General features: G+C 56.4%; 14 protein-coding genes, 3 tRNA genes, 1 pseudogene and 1 riboswitch. Of the genes and pseudogenes, 10 read left to right on the forward strand and 8 right to left on the reverse strand.

Annotated elements, in window-relative coordinates:
• Position 1: 1 nt before the first annotated feature.
• The 3 genes from phnX to MID00_RS15795 are packed head-to-tail and all read right to left on the reverse strand — an operon-like array spanning position 2 to position 3,750.
• A complete protein-coding gene (gene phnX, locus MID00_RS15785) occupies positions 2 to 868 on the reverse strand; it encodes a phosphonoacetaldehyde hydrolase (RefSeq protein ID WP_031231944.1) in 867 nt (288 codons plus the stop codon).
• A 10-nt stretch (positions 869 to 878) separates the two neighbouring features.
• Positions 879 to 2,687, reverse strand: a complete 1,809-nt coding sequence (locus MID00_RS15790) for a putative 2-aminoethylphosphonate ABC transporter permease subunit (protein WP_021446491.1) — start codon at positions 2,685 to 2,687, stop codon at positions 879 to 881.
• Positions 2,674 to 3,750 (reverse strand): putative 2-aminoethylphosphonate ABC transporter ATP-binding protein, encoded by a 1,077-nt coding sequence (locus tag MID00_RS15795; RefSeq protein ID WP_009458905.1) that lies wholly within the window; start codon positions 3,748 to 3,750, stop codon positions 2,674 to 2,676. The genes MID00_RS15790 and MID00_RS15795 overlap by 14 nt, the downstream gene beginning before the upstream one ends.
• Positions 3,751 to 3,890: 140 nt before the next feature.
• Between MID00_RS15795 and MID00_RS15800 the strand changes: the two genes are divergently transcribed.
• Positions 3,891 to 4,766, forward strand: coding sequence for a LysR substrate-binding domain-containing protein (locus MID00_RS15800; protein WP_009458907.1), 876 nt, complete (start codon positions 3,891 to 3,893; stop codon positions 4,764 to 4,766).
• Positions 4,767 to 4,774: 8 nt separating this feature from the next.
• Here the strand turns inward: MID00_RS15800 and MID00_RS15805 are convergent, their stop codons facing one another.
• Positions 4,775 to 6,808: a DUF4139 domain-containing protein gene (locus MID00_RS15805; protein ID WP_254499046.1), complete on the reverse strand. Its 2,034-nt coding sequence runs from the start codon at positions 6,806 to 6,808 to the stop codon at positions 4,775 to 4,777.
• A 227-nt stretch (positions 6,809 to 7,035) separates the two neighbouring features.
• Here MID00_RS15805 and MID00_RS15810 point away from each other — a divergent pair, with 227 nt between their 5' ends.
• Complete coding sequence (locus tag MID00_RS15810) at positions 7,036 to 7,713, forward strand: A24 family peptidase (protein ID WP_254500305.1); 678 nt, start codon at positions 7,036 to 7,038, stop codon at positions 7,711 to 7,713.
• A 211-nt stretch (positions 7,714 to 7,924) separates the two neighbouring features.
• Complete coding sequence (locus MID00_RS15815) at positions 7,925 to 8,998, forward strand: NAD(P)/FAD-dependent oxidoreductase (RefSeq protein ID WP_254499047.1); 1,074 nt, start codon at positions 7,925 to 7,927, stop codon at positions 8,996 to 8,998.
• 332 nt (positions 8,999 to 9,330) lie between these two features.
• Here the strand turns inward: MID00_RS15815 and MID00_RS15820 are convergent.
• A tRNA-Leu gene (locus tag MID00_RS15820) sits at positions 9,331 to 9,415 on the reverse strand.
• A 162-nt stretch (positions 9,416 to 9,577) separates the two neighbouring features.
• Here MID00_RS15820 and MID00_RS15825 point away from each other — a divergent pair.
• Positions 9,578 to 10,150, forward strand: a complete 573-nt coding sequence (locus tag MID00_RS15825) for a PadR family transcriptional regulator (protein ID WP_022983141.1) — start codon at positions 9,578 to 9,580, stop codon at positions 10,148 to 10,150.
• Positions 10,151 to 10,152: 2 nt separating this feature from the next.
• Positions 10,153 to 10,953 (forward strand): siderophore-interacting protein, encoded by an 801-nt coding sequence (locus MID00_RS15830; protein WP_060185223.1) that lies wholly within the window; start codon positions 10,153 to 10,155, stop codon positions 10,951 to 10,953.
• Here MID00_RS15830 and MID00_RS15835 read toward each other — a convergent pair.
• Positions 10,950 to 11,294 carry a hypothetical protein gene (locus MID00_RS15835; protein ID WP_254499048.1) on the reverse strand — a complete coding sequence of 115 codons (345 nt, stop codon included), beginning with the start codon at positions 11,292 to 11,294 and terminating at the stop codon, positions 10,950 to 10,952. The genes MID00_RS15830 and MID00_RS15835 overlap by 4 nt on opposite strands.
• A gap of 117 nt (positions 11,295 to 11,411) precedes the next feature.
• Positions 11,412 to 11,505: riboswitch (SAM-I-IV-variant riboswitch) on the reverse strand.
• Between the two features lie 153 nt (positions 11,506 to 11,658).
• On the opposite strand from MID00_RS15835, the gene MID00_RS15840 reads away from it, so the two are divergent.
• Positions 11,659 to 11,743, forward strand: a tRNA-Leu gene (locus MID00_RS15840).
• A 132-nt stretch (positions 11,744 to 11,875) separates the two neighbouring features.
• Here MID00_RS15840 and MID00_RS15845 read toward each other — a convergent pair.
• The gene (locus MID00_RS15845) at positions 11,876 to 12,754 is read right to left on the reverse strand and encodes a LysR family transcriptional regulator (protein ID WP_009458923.1); all 879 of its coding nucleotides are present in this window, start codon (positions 12,752 to 12,754) and stop codon (positions 11,876 to 11,878) included.
• 153 nt (positions 12,755 to 12,907) lie between these two features.
• On the opposite strand from MID00_RS15845, the gene MID00_RS15850 reads away from it, so the two are divergent.
• The 3 genes and pseudogenes from MID00_RS15850 to MID00_RS15860 all read left to right on the forward strand — a co-directional run bounded on the left by MID00_RS15850 (position 12,908) and on the right by MID00_RS15860 (position 16,135).
• Positions 12,908 to 14,290, forward strand: a complete 1,383-nt coding sequence (locus tag MID00_RS15850; protein ID WP_254499049.1) for a M20 family metallopeptidase — start codon at positions 12,908 to 12,910, stop codon at positions 14,288 to 14,290.
• A 70-nt stretch (positions 14,291 to 14,360) separates the two neighbouring features.
• Positions 14,361 to 15,639: pseudogene (locus MID00_RS15855) on the forward strand (MFS transporter).
• Between the two features lie 241 nt (positions 15,640 to 15,880).
• On the forward strand, positions 15,881 to 16,135 hold the full coding sequence (locus MID00_RS15860; protein ID WP_031231948.1) for a heavy-metal-associated domain-containing protein: 255 nt from the start codon (positions 15,881 to 15,883) through the stop codon (positions 16,133 to 16,135).
• Between the two features lie 496 nt (positions 16,136 to 16,631).
• Here MID00_RS15860 and MID00_RS15865 read toward each other — a convergent pair.
• Positions 16,632 to 16,716, reverse strand: a tRNA-Leu gene (locus MID00_RS15865).
• Between the two features lie 108 nt (positions 16,717 to 16,824).
• Here MID00_RS15865 and rnr point away from each other — a divergent pair.
• Complete coding sequence (gene rnr / locus MID00_RS15870) at positions 16,825 to 19,302, forward strand: ribonuclease R (RefSeq protein ID WP_254499050.1); 2,478 nt, start codon at positions 16,825 to 16,827, stop codon at positions 19,300 to 19,302.
• The last annotated feature ends 32 nt before the right edge of the window (positions 19,303 to 19,334 follow it).

Here is a 19,334-nt window from a genome sequence, read left to right on the forward strand (position 1 = left end):
GTTAGAGAGAGTCGCCAGGGCATTCGCCCTGGGCCATCCGCTCGGTGATTTGTTCAACCACGGCAGGCAGTTGGGCAACGGTGTCGATCAGGTAATGCGGTTGGGCGTTGGCGAAGGTGGCCGCGGCGCGATCACGCAGGGTTTGGCGGCTTTCTTCGTCCAGAGCCAGAAATTCCAGTTCGGTCAGTCCGGCGGCATTGCCTGACAGCAGCAAACCTACCGTCCACATACCGGCATTGCGGCCTTCTTCAATGCCGACTGGGGTGTCGTCAATCTTCACGCAGGCACCGACATTCTTGATTTCCAGACGAATGACGTTTTCCAGGGCCATGGCAGGCCAGGGGCGTGCTTGCGGGACTTCGTCAAAGGCGACGTGGTAGTCCACCAGTACTTGTTGGCGGTGGGCGTGTTGCAGCAAGTTGTCCAGAACCAGACGCGGGTAGCCGGAGCAGGAGCCGATTTTCAGACCTTGGCGGCGTGCCCAGGACAAGGTTTCGCGGGCACCGGGAATGGCGGCGGAGAACTCGCCCACGCGTTCGTTCTGCATGGGCAGGAAGGTGTTGTAGATACGGTCTACATCGCTGTCATCGGGTTCGCGCTCATGCAGGGCCACAAACTGGGCGCGCACTTCAGGCAACTCCAGCATGGCCTTGATGTGATCCCATTTACCGATGCCCATCGCGCTGCGGGCCTGGTCCAGGTTCAAATTCAGATCAAAGCACTTGAAGGCTTCAACCAGAATCTGGGTGGGAGCAAAGGATCCAAAATCCACCAGTGTGCCGGCCCAGTCAAAAATCAGGGCTTCAAGGCGTGGAGTCTGGTGACTTGGCATATCAAGCGATGTATTCGCGCAAGTTGGGGATGACATTGCGGTCCTATCAGGTTGAGGAAAGAGAAGTAGGAGAGCGCCAGGCCTGGCTGCGGCGCAAGGAAGCGCGGCTCAGAACATGAACCAGGACGCAGACAAAGCCGGAGCTGAGCATGATGACCGTGCACATGGCGGCGGCCGGGCCGATAAAGCCGGCGTCGTCCATATTCATGACCGCTACCGAGGCCAGCACGGTTTGCGGGCTGTACAGAAACACGACGGCAGACACGGTGGTCATGGCCGAGACGAACAGGTAGCGCGCCACCGACAGCAAGGCAGGCAGGCACAGCGGCACGGTGACACCCATCAAGGTGGACAGACGCGGAGCCTTCAGGGAGGCGGCAGCGGCTTCCAGCTCGCCAGGAATGGCTTTCAGGGCCGTCACAAAGTTCAGATGGGCACTGGTGTACAGGTGAATCACCGTACATAGGACCAGCAAGCTCATGGAGCCGTACAGACCGGACAAGGGATTGTTGGGGTGGTTGAAAAAGAAGATGTAGCCCAGGCCCAGCACCAGACCGGGAATGGCCATGGGGGCCAGCGCCAGCATTTGCAGCACGCCGTACAAGCCTTTTTCGGACTGGCCACGGGCAGGCAGTTTCTCCAGCACCCAGGCGCCCAGAAAGATCAGGGCCGAACCCAGAATGGCGGTAAACAAGGCCATGGTCAGGCTGTTGCGCCAGGCCAGCCAGCCGCCACCGTCCATATTGTTGAAATCGTAGGACTTCAGGGACAGGCTCAGGTTGTAAGGCCAGAACTTGATCAGGGACGCCCAGACCGCCATGCCCACAATGCTCAGAATGGCCAGGGATACCAGTACCAGAACGAGAGTGAAGTAACGGTCGCGCTGACGGTGTGGCAGAGGCGAGTAGGCACTGAGCGAGCCTTGAGCCTGACCGCTGGCACGAGCACGCAGATGACGGTCCAGAAAGAAGGTCAGCACAGCGGGAATCAGCAGCAGCACGCCAATGGCCGCGCCTTTGGAAAACTGCAACTGACCGACCACGGCTTTATAGGCTTCCATGGCCAGCACGTTGTAGGAACCGCCCACCACTTTGGGCACGCCAAAGTCAGTGACGGTCAGAGTAAAGACCAGGCATGCGGCGGAAAAAACGGCATAGCGGCTGGCGGGCAGGGTTACCGTCAGGAAGCGACGCCAGGAGTTGGCACCCATGGCGCGGGCAGCGTCATACAGACGAGCATCGGCCAGGGCCAGACCGGTACTGAGAATCATCAGGGCGTGGGGGAAGGTGTAGAAGGCTTCGCCCAGCACAATGCCCCAGAAACCATAAATCGTTTCACCGCCCAACCAGTGACGCAGCAAACCTTGATTGCCAAACAGGTAGATCAGGGACAGGCCTGGCATCAGCGATGGGGCCAGCAAGGGCAAAAGGCCCAGCGCACGAAATAGCCCGGCACCGCGTATGCAGCAGCGTTGCAGGGCAAAGGCGAACGCGTAGGCAACGGGGATCACGATCAGCAAGGTGGTCACGCCCACCAGAATGCTGCGGCCCACCATGGGCATGAAGCCCGGGGCGCTGATCACCGACCAGAACTGACCCAAACCCACCAGTTGCCCGTCGCCGTCTTGAATGGCGCGCAGCAAGATGAACAGCATGGGCAGGGCCAGGAACAGGACCAGCAGGGCAAACAGGGCAATTAATAAGGCGCGTCGTGCCGCCGAGCCTATCCAGACAGGCAAAACGGGACGGGTCAGGGGATGGTTCTTCACGCTAGTTTCAGCAACGGGCAGGCCATACAGGCTGGTGGAGCGCAGGGACGCCGCGCCAGGCTGTGGTGTGGAATCAATGGTGGGCATGCAGCGCCTCGCTGGGAAGCTGAATGCGGCAGCGACGTGCGGCCAAGGGGTCGAGCAAGCGATCCCCTTGTTCGGGGTTGACGATGGCCTGGACAGTCAGCCCGTCCATGCCTTCGGGGCGCAGAATCAGCTTGTAGTGACGGCCCAAAAACACGCCGTCCACGATGTCGGCCAAAAAGGTATTGGTCGTGGTGGCCGGGCTGTTGTTATCCAGTACCCGAATGTTTTCAGGGCGGATGAAAAGACGTCCTGCTGCAGTAGGCGCTTCCTGGCCCAAGTCCAGACGAACGCGCTCGACCAGCACCGAGCAATCGTGCAAGGGCGTAAAGGGCAGCCAGTTGGCTTCACCGATAAAGCCCGCCACAAAGGGATCAGAGGGGGCTCGGTACAAAGCCTGGGGACGATCAAATTGCACCAGTCGGCCCTTTTCCATCACGGCGATACGGTCGGCCATGACCATGGCTTCTTCCTGATCGTGCGTCACCATCAAGGTGGTGATGGACAGTTGCTTTTGCAGCGCACGCAGCTCGATACGCAGACGCTCGCGCACCTGGGCATCCAGCGCCGACATGGGTTCGTCCAGCAAGAGCAAGGAGGGTGAGGGGGCCAGTGCACGAGCCAGGGCTACACGCTGCTGCTGACCGCCCGACAGTTGTGCCGGGTACTTGTTTTCCGAACCGGACAGGCCGACCAGATCCAGCATCTCGGAGACGCGTTGACGCACTTGGGTGGCCAGGTTCTTGCGGGGCGACAGACCGTAGGCAATATTCTGGGCCACGGTCAGGTTGGGGAACAGGGCGTAGGACTGAAACAGGATGCCGTAATCACGCTGCTGAGGGGGCAGGTGAGTAATGTCACGGCCCGCCATCACGATGATGCCTTGATCGGCTTGTTGCAGCCCGGCAATGCATCGCAGCAAAGTGGTTTTGCCACAGCCCGAGGGGCCCAGCAAACACACCAGTTCACCGGCTTGTATATCCAGGCTGACCTGGTCCAGGGCAGTAAAGGAGCCGAACTGCTTGTGCAGTCCTTGTATGGTTAAAAATGCGGGCTTGGCGCTCATCCTGGGTTCCGACTTGTCATGAATGTCATGAACGTCAGTATGGGAGTCGGATATGGCGGCACTATGACAGTACAACTAATTTCTGTAATACGAGCATTGGATAATTTGGGCTTTGATTCTTCCCCGAGGAGAGCGGCAGCATGCTGGCTCTGGAACTGAAGTCCTTTCACGCCACGGCTCATTGTGGCTCCATTACCAAGGCTGCCCAGCAATTGGGGATCAGCCAGCCCACCGTGACCTCGCATCTGCGACAGCTGGAAGCCCGCTATGGCGTGGAGCTGTTCTATAGGCAAGGCAAGGGGGTGTACTTAAGCCAGCAAGGGGAACGCCTCTTGCCCCAAGTCGAGCAACTGATGCAGCAAGCTGCCCAGATCGATTTCAGTTTGCGTGATCTGCGCGATCTGAAAAGTGGCATGTTGCGAGTGGGCGCGACCGGGCCGTATTACATCATGGCTGTATTACGGAATTTCCATCAGGCTTATCCCGGCGTGAAGATGCGTTTGAGCATTGATAATTCGCAACGGGTCTTGAGTGCCTTGCATGACTATCAACTGGATGTGATCGCGTCCTCGGCGCTGGTTGATGATCCGCGTCTGGTGCGTCTGCTGCTGGCTTCTGATCCCTTGGTGGCCGTGCTGCGAGTGGATCATCCTTTGGCTAACCGGCAGCGTGTGCGTATTGTGGACCTGTGCCGCCATCCCATTCTGATGCGTGAGCCCGGGTCCATGACACGGGAGCTATGCTATCAAGTGTTCCGGCAGGCGGGGCAGGAGCCGACGCAGTTGCTGGAGATAGGGAGCCGGGAGGCGATAGGGTGGGGAGTGGTGTGTGGCATGGGGGCCAGTTTGCTGCCCTTGCGTGAAGTGCCTGCGCATCCGGACATTATCAGTGTGCCACTCAGTGATGTCTCGGCTCATTTGAGCGAGTTTGTGTATTGCTTGAAAGAACGCGCGCAGGGCCATGCCATACGCGCGTTTCTGGAGCAGGTGCAGGCCGAGCTGCCTGCACCTGCATAAGGCCAGGATCAAGCCAGTTCGGCCAGACCTTTCTCAAAAGCCTGACGGGCCTTCTGTACAGCGTCGCGCTGTTCCTGAACGGCTTTGCGCTGGCTGGCAATCTGGTCTTCCTGCTGGGCCAGTTGCTCGCTGAAACGCTGACCCAAGGTGCTTTGTGCACTGACGGCAGCCAGGTTGGCGCGGATGCGTTCCTGTTCAGTCACGGTTTCGTTCAGGGCCTCAACGGCCTGATTCTGCGCTTGCTGGGCCTGACTCAGCTGACGACGCAGCTCGATCAGCTTGTCCATCCTGGCTTGTTGCGCGTTGTCCTGGCCGTTTCCACGCCACTGCAGCAGCATGTTCTCGTCGATTTCTTCCAGGCGCAATTCCATATGGTCTTGCAGGCTCAGCTGGGCCGTGACGGTGACCGTCTTGCCCTTGGCAACTTTCACTTTCAGGCGGTGCTCCTGGGCGGTATCGCTATCATGGGCGTCGGACTTGAAGGACCAGCCATCCTGACGAGGCAACTGGATCAGCACCGTGCGATCTTCATCAGCCGGAGCCTTGATCTCGTAGCGGAAGTTCTGCAAGCGCGTCCATTCCGAACGGGCAACGCCATCAGTCACACGGGTTTTGCTCAGGCGGTATTCATCCGTTTGCTCTTCGCGGATTTGAACTTTGCTGTCTTGGGCAAAGTAGATCAAACGCTGCTCGCCAGCAGGCAGACCGGCCAGCTCTGCATCACCCACGTGACCGTCCTGTTCATTAAAGACGGTAATAATGCCGGGCGGCAGGCTATTGGCCTGCTCGTTCTTCACCCAAATGGCGGCTGTGGGATAGTCGCCAGCTTGGCCGCTGCGGTAAACCGAGAGGGACTCGGCCTGCAGCGATGTGTCGATAAAGGGCACCGAAACCGTCTGGCCGGTGGGTACGCTTAGCGTTTGTGGCAGGCTAAAGCGCACTTGAGTCTGACCTTCCTGTGCCTGGGTGCTGGCGCCAGCGCCGCCCGAAGCCCACTGTTTGGCCATGTTGCCATCGGCCGCATAGGCGGCGCTTTCCATCATGATGGGAGCGGGTGCGGCTGGAGCCATGCGAGCACGCATGGCCTCACCTGCTGCTTTGCGGGCGTGATTTGCGCTGACAGTAGCCTGGGTGTCAGCTTGCGGCGCGATGGAGCTGCCTACCGCCACCGGCAGTTCAGGGCGCTCATTCCAGTAACGTTCCAGCAGACGCTGGCGCAGTATCACAGGCGAGCCCGAGCTTAGCGTGACCTTCACATCTTTCCAGTCCTCACCGCTGGTGTTCTCAAAAATGGCCCAGGCCTGCAGGCGGGCTTTGCCGTCCTGCATCATCAGGCGATAGGAGCTTTTCCATACCGGTGCAGGAATCAGGTAGGACAGGCGGGCTGTCTTGGTGTCGGTCTTGTTCAAGACCAGTTGAATATCACGCGACTGCTGATTGCTTTGACCGGCCAACACTTCGGTGGCCTGCTGCAATTGCTGTTGCAAGGTCTTGTCCAGTACTTCCAGGCTGGTGTCCGGGCCCAATTCCAGGGTCTGGATCTGGCCCTGTTCTGTCAGCACGCTCAAGATGGCCTGGGCGGGATGTTCCTTGGTGGCCGCAGTAGCTTGCACCCCCAGGACGGCACCCCGTACCAGGCGGCCTTGCGAGCTGGCGCTGACTTGCTGGCCGCGCAACGCTTGTGCCAGGGTGGCGGGCGAGCGCAGGTCTTTGGCCGAGAAGGGCAGGCTGTCAAAGCTTTCTTTCAGTGGGGCCAGACCCGACAAGGTCAGGGAGTCGATGCGGTTCTTGCCATCGACGGCCATCAGGGTTTTCAGAATGTCATCGACCTGGGTCAGGGGCACACGCAACTGAGCGGTACCGGTGTCAGAGACGGGGATTTGTCGCTCGATCTCGGCCATACCGGCACTGGATAAGGTAATGGACTCGATCTGCTGGGCCCAGGCGGTGCTGGCTGCCGAGCCCATCCAGACCAGGAGCAAGGCGCCGGTCAAAAAGCGCAGGCGAGGCGTACGCGCAGCGTGGGGCACAAAGTGGTTCATAGCGCTTCCTTATTCATCCGTAAGCGAAACAAAGGGTTGAAGCGCATTATGCCTAGCCTTGTGGGGCTCTGTCTGTCATTCGGGTAACAAAAAAATGCCACCGTCCGGCTTTCTCTACCTGGGGCAAAAAATACTTACGTCATCAAAAGCGCGCAAGGCTCTGCTAGGATTTGGGCAGCGTAGCTTGTGCCAGCGCGCGTTTATCAATCTGGTGAAGGATCAATATGATGTGGACGTCGTGGGGCAATGCCTGGGCGGGGATGGGAGTTGCTCTGATCTTGGCGGTCTGTTTTTTCTGGCCAGCCCGACACCTGTCCTGGAGCCTGCCTGTAGAGCTGGAGCCTGAGTTGGACGGGCGTTCGCCGCGTGCTCATCGTCAATGGGGATGGGTATGCCAGAGTCTGGCCCTGGTCCTGATGTTGTGGGCCGGTTGGCGCTGGCAGTTGACGCCTGCAGCAGTGGCGGCCTGTGTGTTTATCGCCGGTACTGCTCTCTTGGCCTGGATTGACGCGGAAACCGGCTATCTACCTGATCGTCTCACCTTGCCCTTGCTGTGGCTGGGCTTGCTGGTCAATCTGGATCACACCTTTAGCAGCTTGCCCTTGGCGGTGATTGGCGCGGCATTGGGCTACAGCGTGTTGTGGCTGTTAAACCATGTGTTCTTGTTGCTGACCGGGCGTGCAGGCATGGGCTATGGCGACTTCAAATTACTGGCCGCGTTGGGAGCGTGGCTGGGAGCCACCGCCTTGCCGGGAATTCTTCTGGCGGCATCCGTATTGGGCTTGCTGGCGGCTCTGGTCTTGCGCCTTGGTGGGCGTTTGCAAGCCGGGCAGGCCATTCACTTTGGTCCGTATCTGGTCCTGGGAGGCTGGGTCATGCTGTTTTCCCTGCCGCGCATTTTGTAAAACATGATTCGTTTTTTCCACAATTAAACAGGCTGTGCAGGCCTTGTCCGCGCTACCACAGCAAAAGTTTGGACCCGTATGGGAGTCGTGGTAAAACGTCCGGGGCCAGTCGGGCTGGCGGGAGTTCCGCCCGAGCTGTATGTGGAAGTACAACGCGGTTCCATGGACATTGTCCCGCTGACAAAGCAGACGGGAACCTGAGGATGAAGGCATGATTATTGTTGTTGGCGCCGGTGTGGCGGGCTTAGCGGCGGCGCGTCGCCTGAGTATGCAAGGTCAGGAAGTAACGCTGGTGGCTCCTCAGGAGCCCCAGCCCTCGTTTGGTGAGACCTTGTCCGAACGCGGGGCCGTGGTCTTGACCAGCCTGGGCTGGGCAGGCTGTCTGGATGAGACGGTAGCCTTGCGTTCACAAGGGCGTTTTTCGGTATGGGGTAGCGCAGGACTGCGCACCGTGCAGGATGAAGACGGGCAGGGCTACCTGCTGGACAAGGCCCGTCTGGAGCAGGCGCTGCTTGAGCGCGTGCAAAAAGAAGCGAAGGTCAGTATTCGCCAGACACGAGTTCTGGGCCTGGAGCACCAGCCTGAAGGTGTGGTTGCCAGGCTGGCAGATGGTAGCAGCCTGGAAGCTGCTGCTTTAATCGACTGTACTGGTCGTGCAGCCTTGTCCGCCGGAGCGGCCGCCCAGCGTCATCGTCTGGATAGACTGGTCGCTGCCTGGCAAGTCTTTGACCTGCCTGAAGGGGCAGAACCCTTGGCTGCTTCCCTGGTAGAAGCCGTCGAGTTGGGGTGGTGGTACTTGTCCCCCATGCCGGGTCATCGCCTGATGGTGGCCTTGTTTTCGGACTCGGATCTTTTGCCCGATGGTTTGAGTCGAGATGGTTCGGTCTGGGCCGGTTTGCTGGGCTGTGCCGACGCGGCACGAGTGCGTATGGAAAGCCTGGGCTTGGATAATCAGATGGCTGCTCACACTCCTAAAGTCAGCGCTGCCGCTAGCTGCACCGTGTCTTACTTCGTGGAAGGCCGCATCTTGCGTGCCGGTGATGCAGGCGCGGCCATGGACCCCCTGGCCGCCAATGGCCTGGCAACGGCCTTGTGGAGCGGATCACAATCGGCACAGGCTGCTGTAGCTCTGACAAAAGGCAATCCCGAGCCGGCGCGTGCTTACGAAAAGGACTATTTGTTAGGTTTGGTGCGCCACCTGAATTCGCAGCATGCTTTGTATGGCATGGAGCAACGCTACGCGGCGCAGCCTTTCTGGCAGCGTCGTCATCGCGCCTTGGAGTGATGGTAAAGAGGGCGGGACAACGAAATAGCTTGCTGTAAGACCGCCAGAATCAAAAAAGCCGAGACAGTGCTCATGCTGTTTCGGCTTTTTTTATGGCTGATTGTTCTTCGGTAAGTCAGGGAGGAGTTTTGAATACGTCTGCCTTCAGTCCAAAAGGAATTTGATTTTTCGGAAGGTCGTACCGCTGGAAGGGAGGCCCGACCATACCAACACTGATTGGATCTACGTATCTGGCTTCCTCGCCTTCAAACAGCGTGTTCAAGCTGCTTGCTTTCAGACGGAAAAAACAAAAAGCCGACCATTTTGCGATGATCGGCTTTTTGAGGAATTTGTGGTGCCCAGGAGAGGACTCGAACCTCCACACCCGAAGGCACATGGACCTGAACCATGCGCGTCTACCAATTCCGCCACCTGGGCTTTTGATCAAGGCTGCTGCCTGTCTCAAGCATTCAATTATAGAGTGAGTTTCCTTGGGAAAGCAAGCATTTTTCACTCAATAAATTTAATTTCAATTTCTAGTTGATTGGCATTCTCATTATCATTATAGTGTGTCATGTGATATAGCATAAGAGTATGGGCATGAAATTTAACACAATGGATGTCGAGCGGATGCTGCTGGATATGGGCCAAGGCCGAAAATACTCTGCTCGGGCCATGCAGCTCATGCTGATGGCCCTGCTCAAAGAGGGCAGTACTCACGGTTATCAGTTGATACGCCGTTTCGCGCAGCTTAGCCAGAACAGCTATGTACCCAGCGCTGGTGCGGTCTATCCCGCCCTGGCGTATTGCGCCACGCAAGGCTGGGTGCTGATTGAAGAAGAAGGCCGTCGCAAGATGTACAGCCTGACCAAGGAAGGGCACACGTATCTGGAAGAGCAAAAAGAAAAGTGCGATTACCTGATGCAGTCCCTGACCTATCGCGGGCGCAAGCTGGTGTGGATACGGCAGATGCTGGCCGAACACAATAGCGACGAGGATTTGAAGGCCGCGCAGGAACAAACAGGTTGGTTGCCGGAGTTTGTCCAGGTACGCCACAGCCTGAAGCAGGCCATGTTTGAACAATCGACAGCCAGTCTGGAACGACAGGCAGAGGTGGTGGCCATTTTGGAAAAAGCCATCGCTGACATACGGAACTTGCCCAAGGAGTCTTAAGAATGCAGTCTGAACAATTAACGCAGAAAGTTGCTCATACCTTGAAGTTGCGTTTGCTGACCGTAAAAAAGCGGCGCGAACTGGGGCCTGATATGGTGCGCATCACCCTGGAAGGCTCGGATCTGGAAGGTTTTTATACCCCTGGCTTTGATGACCACGTCAAACTGATTTTCCCGGACCCTGTCACTAAAGAATTGCGACTGCCTCAAATGGGCGAGCGTGGCATGGTCTTTGCCGCCGGTCAGGAAAAGCCACCTATCCGCGACTACACTCCTCGCGAGTTCCGCGAGCAGGAAAAGGAGATGGATATTGATTTTGTGGTCCACGGTGAAGGCCCGGCATGCCAATGGGCCATGCAAGCTAAAGAGGGCGACAAGCTGGGTGTGGCCGGGCCGCGTGGCTCCTTCCTGGTCAGCAAGGACCTGGATTGGCAAGTTCTGATTGGCGACGAAACCGCTGTGCCTGCCATGGCGCGACGAGTGAAAGAACTGCCTTCCAATGTGAAGGTGCAGGTTTACGTATTGGCACGTAATCTGCTGACAGTCGGTGCGATGGAGGCACCGGACCATGTCACGGTGAACTGGATTCCTTCGCTGGCCGGTTTGAATGGCATTCTGGACGCATTGCGTGCCGCACCCGAGTTGAGCGGCACCGGCTATGTGTGGGTCGCAGCAGAATATTCCATCGCTCAAAGCTTGCGTGAGTACTGGGTGCAAGAACGCGGCCTGGATAAAGGCGCGATTCGGGCCAGCAGCTACTGGCGTCAAGGTGATCAGGGCGACGACGCCCCACGCTTGGACTAAGCGGCTTTTTGCTGAGGGTAGGGCTGGGCGCGCAAGCGTCCGCCCACGTTTAACACGGGCTGTAAATCTGTATCCAGCACCGTATCGGGATGAGCCAGACGGTGTTCGTCAATCAGGCGGGCAATGGCATCCATGTTCAGCAACAAGGTGCTGTCAATATCGTGCTGGAAGCGGGCCCAATAGCCACCGCGACAACTGGAACCCAGCCAGCGCGGCTCGTAATCTCCGACCTTGTCAGCATGTACTTCGCACACTACAGCCAGCCGTGAACAACCGGGGTGCAGGACAATGCGGTAGTGGTGCTGCTCTAAAGTCAGGTAATAGCAAAACGGTGCAGACATGAAACACTCCTGTTTAGCTCTTGGAAGGGACTTCCGGGTGAGCAAGTTGGATTAAAGGACCCTTTGCCTGGAAACAACCAAGCATAAAAAAACCCGCTGGCAGCGGGTTCGTGTCTTGATGATCCCATTGATTGCCAGATGGCCATATCTTGAATCCACCTTGTGCGGGTACACAGGTTGGCATGGGTTGTCCCAACTCTTGATATAGCAATAAGCATAAAAGCGATTCTTATGAAGTGCAAGGGCTGCGCTTATTTCTGTCAGACATGAAAAAAAGCAGAAATAGTTTGCATTCTTTCAAAACCATGTTATAGTTTTTTTCTGTCTTGCAGAGACGAGTTGAAAAACAAATCCAGCAGTCAGGGCCCAGGTGGCGGAATTGGTAGACGCGCATGGTTCAGGTCCATGTGCCTTCGGGTGTGGAGGTTCGAGTCCTCTCCTGGGCACCAAAATTCCTCAAAAAGCCGATCATCGCAAGATGGTCGGCTTTTTGTTTTGTGTGTTCACAAAAAGAGGCGTGAGCAACTAGCTGCAGAGCATTGTTACAGCCAACCTAAAGGAAAGCTCAGTCATCGAGTTATTCAAACTTCCTTCAGTTCCCGGATCAAGGCTTGCAGAAAAGTGTTGACGCTTTGAGGTAGTGCCCGCTTTGCCATACTTAAAACCTGTAGATCCCTGTCCAGGCGGGGGTCCAGTATGGGAACGATTTTCAGACCGTGGTCCATGCTGCTGCGATGGCTGATCGACGCCCCCAAGGCAATCGCGTTGGTACGACGGACGAACTCGTGCAGTACTCCCGAATAATTGCAGGTAAATACCTCGTTGAAGACCAGCTTCTCCATCTGGCAGACATGATTAAACAACTGCTTTTGAGTTAGCTCCTCTCCGGGCATCACAATGGGGTAGGGCTGCAGTTGGGTCAAGGATAAACTGCGTGCCGCATTCAGGGGGTGCTCAGGTTGCATGATGGCAAAAATAGGTGAAAGGCAGGAGTAGTTCACTTCAATGTCGGGTACCGGGGCCGTGCTGAAAATGACCCCGAGATCGACCTCTCCGCTTCTGACCATTTCCACACAGTCATCGGGCGAGCTGACCTTCAAGACGAACCGCGCCAAAGGGGTTCGGTTGGAAAACTCAGCCATGACCATGGGTAGAAAATAGCGGGACAGGCCCTCTGTGGCCGCCACTCGTATCAAGTGTGCCTGGGCATAGTCGTTCTGCCGCAGGCTTTGCAAGATTGCTTCTTCCTCCAATCGCACACGCAGGGCATGTTCGGCTAGGGCCTGACCTGCTGCCGTCAGTACCATTCCCCGCCGTCTGCGTTCGAACAGCGTAACGCCTATGGATTCCTCCAACAGGGTGATTTGCCGGCTGATTGCGCTGGAGGCAATGTGCAGTCGTGCACTGGCTGCTGCCAGTGATCCTGTTTCCATCACCGCCAGAAAGTACTTGTAGTCCATGATTTTGCTCAGCTAATCCCGTCTGTACCGATAGTTTAGGACTTAACTTAAGAATTCTAAAAATTAGTTCATTCTATTCTAAAGATAGAAATATACAGAAGGTAAAACGAATTCTATAGTCCTCTTTCCTATCAATAAGACAACGAGACAAAAATGGGAAAAAGTAAAGCCTTGTCCAGGGTGCGCGCCTATTTTGAGGAGGGCGGTTTCGAGCAGGACTTGCGCCGTCGTGTGGCGATTCAAAGTGACAGCCAGACTGCGGAGAAAGCGGATCAATTGCAGCTCTACCTGGATCAGGAGCTGGGCCCTTCCTTGGTGAAACTGGGGTTTGAGGTCCGTATCCTGGCCAATCCCAAAGGGGCAGGCCCCATCCTTCTGGCTCACCGACATGAATCCGATGAGCTACCCACGATTCTGACCTATGGGCATGGCGACGTGGTGCCCGGACATGACCATCAATGGCGTGAAGGCTTGGCGCCTTGGGAATTGAAGATCGAAGGGGAGCGTTGGTACGGCCGGGGGACGGCGGACAATAAAGGCCAACACAGCATCAATCTGGCCGCGCTGGAACAGGTCATTCAAGCTCGCGATGGGCGTTTGGGTTTCAACCTCAAAGCCATCTTTGAGACGGGTGAAGAGCGAGGCTCGATCGGTTTGCGCGAGTTTTGCGAACAACATGCACAGAGCTTGTCGGCTGATCTGTTTCTGGCCTCGGACGGCCCGCGCTTGAACGCCAATCAGCCGACCTTGTTCTTGGGCTCGCGTGGCACTGCGTTGTTCTCGCTGGAGGTGATTTCGCGTGAAGGGGGGCTGCACTCGGGCAATTGGGGCGGGGTGATGGAAAACCCCGCGGTGGTGCTGGCCAATGCTCTGGCCTGCCTGGTGGGGCCTCAAGGACAGCTGTTGTGTCGCGAACTGACGCCAGGCCCCATACCGGAGGACGTGCTGGCTGCCATTGCAGATTTGGAGATTGGTCAGCATACCTTGGGGCTGGCTTTAAATGCGCATTGGGGCGAACCGGGCCTTAGCTACGGCGAACGTCTGTTCGGCTGGAACACCTTGGAAGTGCTGGCACTGGATGCCGGGAATCCGCAAAAACCAATCAATGCTATCCCGCCTCGTGCTCAGGCTTTTTGCAATTTGCGTTTTGTGCTGGGAACGCAGACAGAGGACTTGGAAAGCACCTTGCGCCAGCACCTTGATGCGCGTGGCTTCGAGCAGGTGCGTATTCATATGGGCCAGATCATGCCTGCCACCAGGCTGGATCTGGGCAATAAGTGGATCGCCTTGATCAAGGATGCGATCAGCAAAGTGACGGATCAGAAAATTGCCGTGATCCCGAATTTGGCAGGAACTGTACCCAACGATATTTTTGCCGATGTACTGGGTCTGCCCACGATCTGGGTGCCACACTCCTACCCCGGCTGCTCTCAGCACGCTCCCAATGAGCACATGCTGACTCCCATTATCCAAGAGGGACTGGACATCATGACCAGCGTTTTCTGGGAACTGGGCGAATTGAACAAGAACACTTAAAAAAACAGACGCCGTTCAGAAGTAACGGCGCATTGCCTTCGGAAACACCGGGGGCAGGAGGAGATAAAAGATGGAGCAGACCAAAAAAGCGGTGGGGCCTTTACCGCGTTCGTTCTGGAAGCCGGTCGCCGCGTCCGTGGTGGGGAATACCTTGGAGTGGTTTGATCTTGCTGTATATGCCTACTTTGCACTGACCATTGGTCGTGTTTTTTTTCCGAGCTCAGACCCTACTGTCTCTTTGGTTCTGGCTTTTGCCACATTCGGGATTTCATTTCTGATTCGGCCCATTGGAGCCGCGGTTATTGGCTCCTATGCGGACAGACACGGACGCAAGAAAGCCTTGTCCCTGTCCATCCTCTTGATGTTATTGGGCACGTTCATGATTGCGGTCATGCCTGGTTATGAAACGCTCGGGCTCATTGCGCCTATCGGTATTTTGATTGCGCGTTTTATTCAGGGTTTTTCGGCGGGGGGCGAATTTGGCAGTTCTACCGCATTTATGATGGAGCATGCTCCAGAACGCTCTCGCGCATTTGTGGCCAGTCTGCAGTTTGCCAGTCAGGGCTTTGGTGTCGTGCTGGCTTCTTTGTTCGGTTATGTGTTGACTTCTACCTTAAGCGAACAGCAGATGCTGGATTGGGGGTGGCGTGTTCCTTTTTTCTTCGGCTTGTTGCTGGGGCCGGTAGGATACTGGATCCGCAAAACGGTGGATGAGTCTCCGGATTTCAAAGAAAGTGAGCCGGGCGGTCAGCCAGTGCGAGAAGTACTGAGTTCACAAAAGGCTTTGCTGTTGATTGCTTTAGGCACCTTGATCTTGTCTACCGCCTCCAACTACCTGATTACTTATATGCCGTCCTATGCGGCGACCACATTGCATGTTCCACAATCCGCCGGATTCTTGGCAACCTTAACAGCAGGCTTGATTCTGACTATTGCTACGCCGTTGGTAGGTTATGTCGCAGGTAAAGTTGGTCGGATCAAGATCATGCTCACCGCTGCCGTGCTGTATGCGATTACGATCTTCCCGTCCTTCATGTGGTTGAATAGCGAGGCGACCCAAACGGCGCTGATTCTGGTTGTAGGTTTGATGGCTTTGCTCAAAGCCGTGTACTTCGCCCCCTTGGCCGGACTGATGGCTGATGTTTTTTCCGGTGCGTACCCGTGTTACAGGCATGTCCTTGAGCTACAACGTCGGCGTCACTGTCTTTGGTGGTTTTGCACCTGTGATTGCCACGGGTCTGATTTCACTGACCGGCTCTCCGGTGGCGCCCAGTTACTACCTGATTCTGGCCGCGGCGTTGAGTATCGTGGCCTTGCTGGCAGCCAGTCGCAAGCTGGGTATGAGGTAAGTCAGGGTCGTTCAAGGGAGGGCAGGCACTGCTAACAAGCAAAGGAGCCTGTTCAGAAAACAGTTTTCAGACCGGTTTGCCTGTGGTCAGCGGGCAAGCCGGTTTTTTTGTGTCTGCCTCCAGGCTGGCGCATCGTTCTTGTCCTGGCACCTTGCCGTATCTATAAGATGTATTTAATATATATCTTTATGGGCGGTGGCGATTTCATCAACTGCCTCACCTCATGTTAAAGGGATAAAAAATGCAAGTTGGAATGCTGAAACTGGCGGGTTTGCGACACCCTGAATGCGCCGATAAAGTGGCTATTGCCTTGGCGGCTATTGAAGGCGTACAAGCGGCAGATGCCTCGTTCGAAAACGCAAAGGCGTCGGTTCGTTTTGATGAAACCCAGGTCTCGCTGGAAGATCTGCATGCTGCGGTCGAGCGGGCCGGCTATCAAATCGCCAAACCTGCGCATGGTGAAGATGGTGCATGTTGCGGTGGCTGCGGGGGTTAAACCTACTGCATCCTGAGACTGAAAACCGACTGTAGAAACACAGTCGGTTTTTTATGGTTGTACAAAGCAGGGCAGGCGGTGTTTTGCTTTGAGTGTGTTGCCTTGGCTCCCCAGGTGCTTGCTTCAAGGGGTATTCACAGGCCTGTAAAGAAAGCAGCCGATCATGCGGTGGTGATTTTTTGTGTGGAAATGGCTGTGTGTACAAAAGAAGGGGGTCGTATTGCTGCTTGTTTTCTGCCACAGTCAGACGTAATCGGATTGATGCTGAAGGATAATAAATTCATGGAGCAACCAAATAAGAAAGGCCGACCATTGAGAAATGAGCGGCCTTTCGGAATTTTGGTGCCCAGAAGAGGACTCGGTCACACGGGCGCGACCCCGGTCGGGCTTGCATGCCCGACCTTTCTCGCCCCCACGTCAGGTGCTCAAGCACCTGACTTTCTGGGCTGGAAAGCAAAAAGCCGACCATCTTGCGATGATCGGCTTTTTTGGAATTTGGTGCCCAGAAGAGGACTCGAACCTCCACACCCGAAGGCACATGGACCTGAACCATGCGCGTCTACCAATTCCGCCACCTGGGCATATCGTTGTATGCTTATGGCTGTGCCAAAAGCCTTGAACGACTTTACTGCGTGAGCAGCAAAGAAAAAGGATTATAGGCATACTTTATTAATAATGGAAGTGTCCTTTTGAATAAAAAACATCAAGACAGTACTGAGGACCGTATTCAATCAACGGGCCGTTATGAGTTGCCGCCTGACTTCGACCCGGATACCCCGACTCGGGAAGTGATCCTGGCGGGGCTGCGCGAAGATGCAGACGGCCTGACCATGCAGGCTCTGGCGAAAAAGCTGGGCCTGGGCAAAGAAATTACGGTGGGTTTCGAGCGGCGTGTGCGCGCAATGGAGCGCGATGGTCAGTTGCTGATTTCCCCCGAAGGCAAAATTCGCAAAAATAACCAAACTGGTTTTATCGCCGGCAAAGTGTTGGGCCATCGCGACGGCTTTGGTTTCTTGCAGCGCGACGATGGGCAGCCCGATCTGTTCTTGTCGCCACGAGAAATGGCCAAAGTGTTGCACGGCGACCACGTTATGGTGCGTATCGTCGGTGAATACCGCGGCAAGCCAGATGCCTCGATTGTGGAAGTTACTGCGCGCCACACCAGCAAGCTGGTGGGCCGTTTTCTGCGGGAGCGTGGCACGTTTATCGTGGTGCCCGAAGATCAACGTATCAAGCACGACATCCTGATTCCCAACGGAGACCAGGGCGAGGCCGAGCCCGGTCAGGTTGTGACGGTAGAGATTACTCAGCAGCCCGAGCGCCATCGTCAGCCTTTGGGGCGTGTGATTGAAGTGCTGGGGGAAATTGACGATCCCGGCATGGAAATTGAAATTGCCGTGCGCAAGTTTGAAGTGCCGGTCGATTTTTCCGAGAAGGCGCTCAAGCAGGCTGCGCGCATTCCCGCCAAGGTCAAGCCATCGGAATACAAAGGCCGCGTTGATTTGCGCGATGTGCCTTTCATCACTATTGACGGTGAAGACGCACGAGATTTTGACGATGCGGTGTACTGCGAACGCGTTGATATCGGCACGGGCAAGCGCTCGCGCTGGGCATGGCGTTTGCTGGTTGCGATTGCCGACGTCAGCCATTACGTGCGTTCTGGCGATGCCCTGGATGAAGACGCTCTGGAGCGTGGCACCAGTGTGTATTTCCCGCGCCGCGTGATCCCCATGCTGCCAGAAAGCCTGTCCAACGGGATTTGTTCTCTGAATCCGTCGGTAGACCGTCTGGTCATGGTATGCGATATGGTCGTGTTGGCCGATGGTGCCAAATCCGGCACCGTGTCGGCCTACCAGTTTTATGAAGCGGTCATTCATTCACATGCACGCACCACGTATTCCGATATCTGGAGCGCCTTGCAGCAGCCCACTGGCCCGGCGGCCACCCAGATTCAGCACGTGCTGGAGCCTGTGCAGAACCTGTACTCCTTGTACCGCCTGCTGGCCGAGCGCCGTGCTGCACGTGGTGCGATTGACTTCGATACGGTTGAAACCAAGATTGTGTGCAACCCCTTGGGTCGTATTGAACGTATCGAACCCTTGGTCCGTAACGATGCGCACAAGCTGATTGAAGAGTGCATGTTGGCAGCCAATACCTGTGCTGCAGACTTTATTGCCCGCAGCCGTCGCAACGGTTTATACCGCGTGCACGAAGGCCCGACGCCGCCCAAGCTGGAAGCCTTGCGTGAGTATTTGCGCAGTTTAGGTTTGACGCTGGAAGGAGGCGACGAGCCTACTTCTGCGGATTACGCCAAAGTCGTGGCTGCGGCTCGTGGCCGTTCTGACTTTGCCGTCATTCAGACCATGTGTTTGCGGTCCATGCAGCAGGCTATTTACAGTCCGGAAAAAACGGGTCACTTCGGTCTGGCCTATTCGCAGTACGCGCACTTCACCTCGCCGATTAGACGTTACCCGGACTTGCTGGTGCACCGTGTCATCAAGGGTATTTTGAAGGGCGAGCGCTACATTCCGGCTATCGACGAGGATCCGGGCGATGCCGCCTTGCCAGCCAGCAAGCGTGACTTTGCACGTTGGGAAAAATTGGGTGCCTTGTTGTCAGCGCGCGAGCGTCGTGCTGATGAGGCTTCCAAAGATGTGGAAGCCTGGCTCAAGTGCTGGTTTGTTAAAGAGCACGTGGGCGAGGAATACTCCGGCAAGATCAGCGGCGTGACCAGCTTCGGTCTGTTTGTGACGCTGGATACCTTGTATGTGGAGGGTCTGGTCCATGTCTCCGAGCTGGGTGCGGATTACTTCCAGTACAACGAAACTTCGAACGAGCTGCGTGGTGAGCGCACCGGTCTGCGTTATCGCCTGACCGACGCGGTGCAAGTCCAGGTTGCTCGTGTTGATCTGGAAGCGCGCCGTATTGAGTTCCGTCTGGTTAAAGGCGTGGGCTACAAGGCGGTGAAGGCGGCGGCTGAAGGGGGTGATCCATCCGAGCGTCCCATCAAGAAAGCGGCCCCAACCAAACCGCTGGCCTTGAAGGGCACCACGGCATCCCAACGACGTGCTTCGCAAAAACAGGCTGAGCGGGATGAAAAGCGCAGTGCGGAGAAGGCAGCCAAGTCTGCGAAATCCACGCGTAGCCCTAGAGGACGCCGTCGATAGGCGTACAATGCCAAGCCGGGCTTTTTGCCCGG

It is taken from the genome of Alcaligenes sp. NLF5-7 (assembly GCF_024266725.1).
Classification (GTDB): domain Bacteria; phylum Pseudomonadota; class Gammaproteobacteria; order Burkholderiales; family Burkholderiaceae_B; genus Alcaligenes; species Alcaligenes phenolicus.

Coding starts and splice junctions, on each gene's coding strand:
- MID00_RS15810 (WP_254500305.1), top strand. CDS start 7,036: ATGTGGACGTCGTGGGGCAATGCCTGGGCGGGGATGGGAGTTGCTCTG.
- MID00_RS15815 (WP_254499047.1), top strand. CDS start 7,925: ATGATTATTGTTGTTGGCGCCGGTGTGGCGGGCTTAGCGGCGGCGCGT.
- MID00_RS15795 (WP_009458905.1), bottom strand. CDS start 3,750: ATGAGCGCCAAGCCCGCATTTTTAACCATACAAGGACTGCACAAGCAG.
- MID00_RS15790 (WP_021446491.1), bottom strand. CDS start 2,687: ATGCCCACCATTGATTCCACACCACAGCCTGGCGCGGCGTCCCTGCGC.
- MID00_RS15825 (WP_022983141.1), top strand. CDS start 9,578: ATGAAATTTAACACAATGGATGTCGAGCGGATGCTGCTGGATATGGGC.
- MID00_RS15860 (WP_031231948.1), top strand. CDS start 15,881: ATGCAAGTTGGAATGCTGAAACTGGCGGGTTTGCGACACCCTGAATGC.
- MID00_RS15830 (WP_060185223.1), top strand. CDS start 10,153: ATGCAGTCTGAACAATTAACGCAGAAAGTTGCTCATACCTTGAAGTTG.
- MID00_RS15835 (WP_254499048.1), bottom strand. CDS start 11,294: ATGTCTGCACCGTTTTGCTATTACCTGACTTTAGAGCAGCACCACTAC.
- MID00_RS15805 (WP_254499046.1), bottom strand. CDS start 6,808: ATGAACCACTTTGTGCCCCACGCTGCGCGTACGCCTCGCCTGCGCTTT.
- MID00_RS15800 (WP_009458907.1), top strand. CDS start 3,891: ATGCTGGCTCTGGAACTGAAGTCCTTTCACGCCACGGCTCATTGTGGC.
- phnX (WP_031231944.1), bottom strand. CDS start 868: ATGTCATCCCCAACTTGCGCGAATACATCGCTTGATATGCCAAGTCAC.
- MID00_RS15845 (WP_009458923.1), bottom strand. CDS start 12,754: ATGGACTACAAGTACTTTCTGGCGGTGATGGAAACAGGATCACTGGCA.
- MID00_RS15850 (WP_254499049.1), top strand. CDS start 12,908: ATGGGAAAAAGTAAAGCCTTGTCCAGGGTGCGCGCCTATTTTGAGGAG.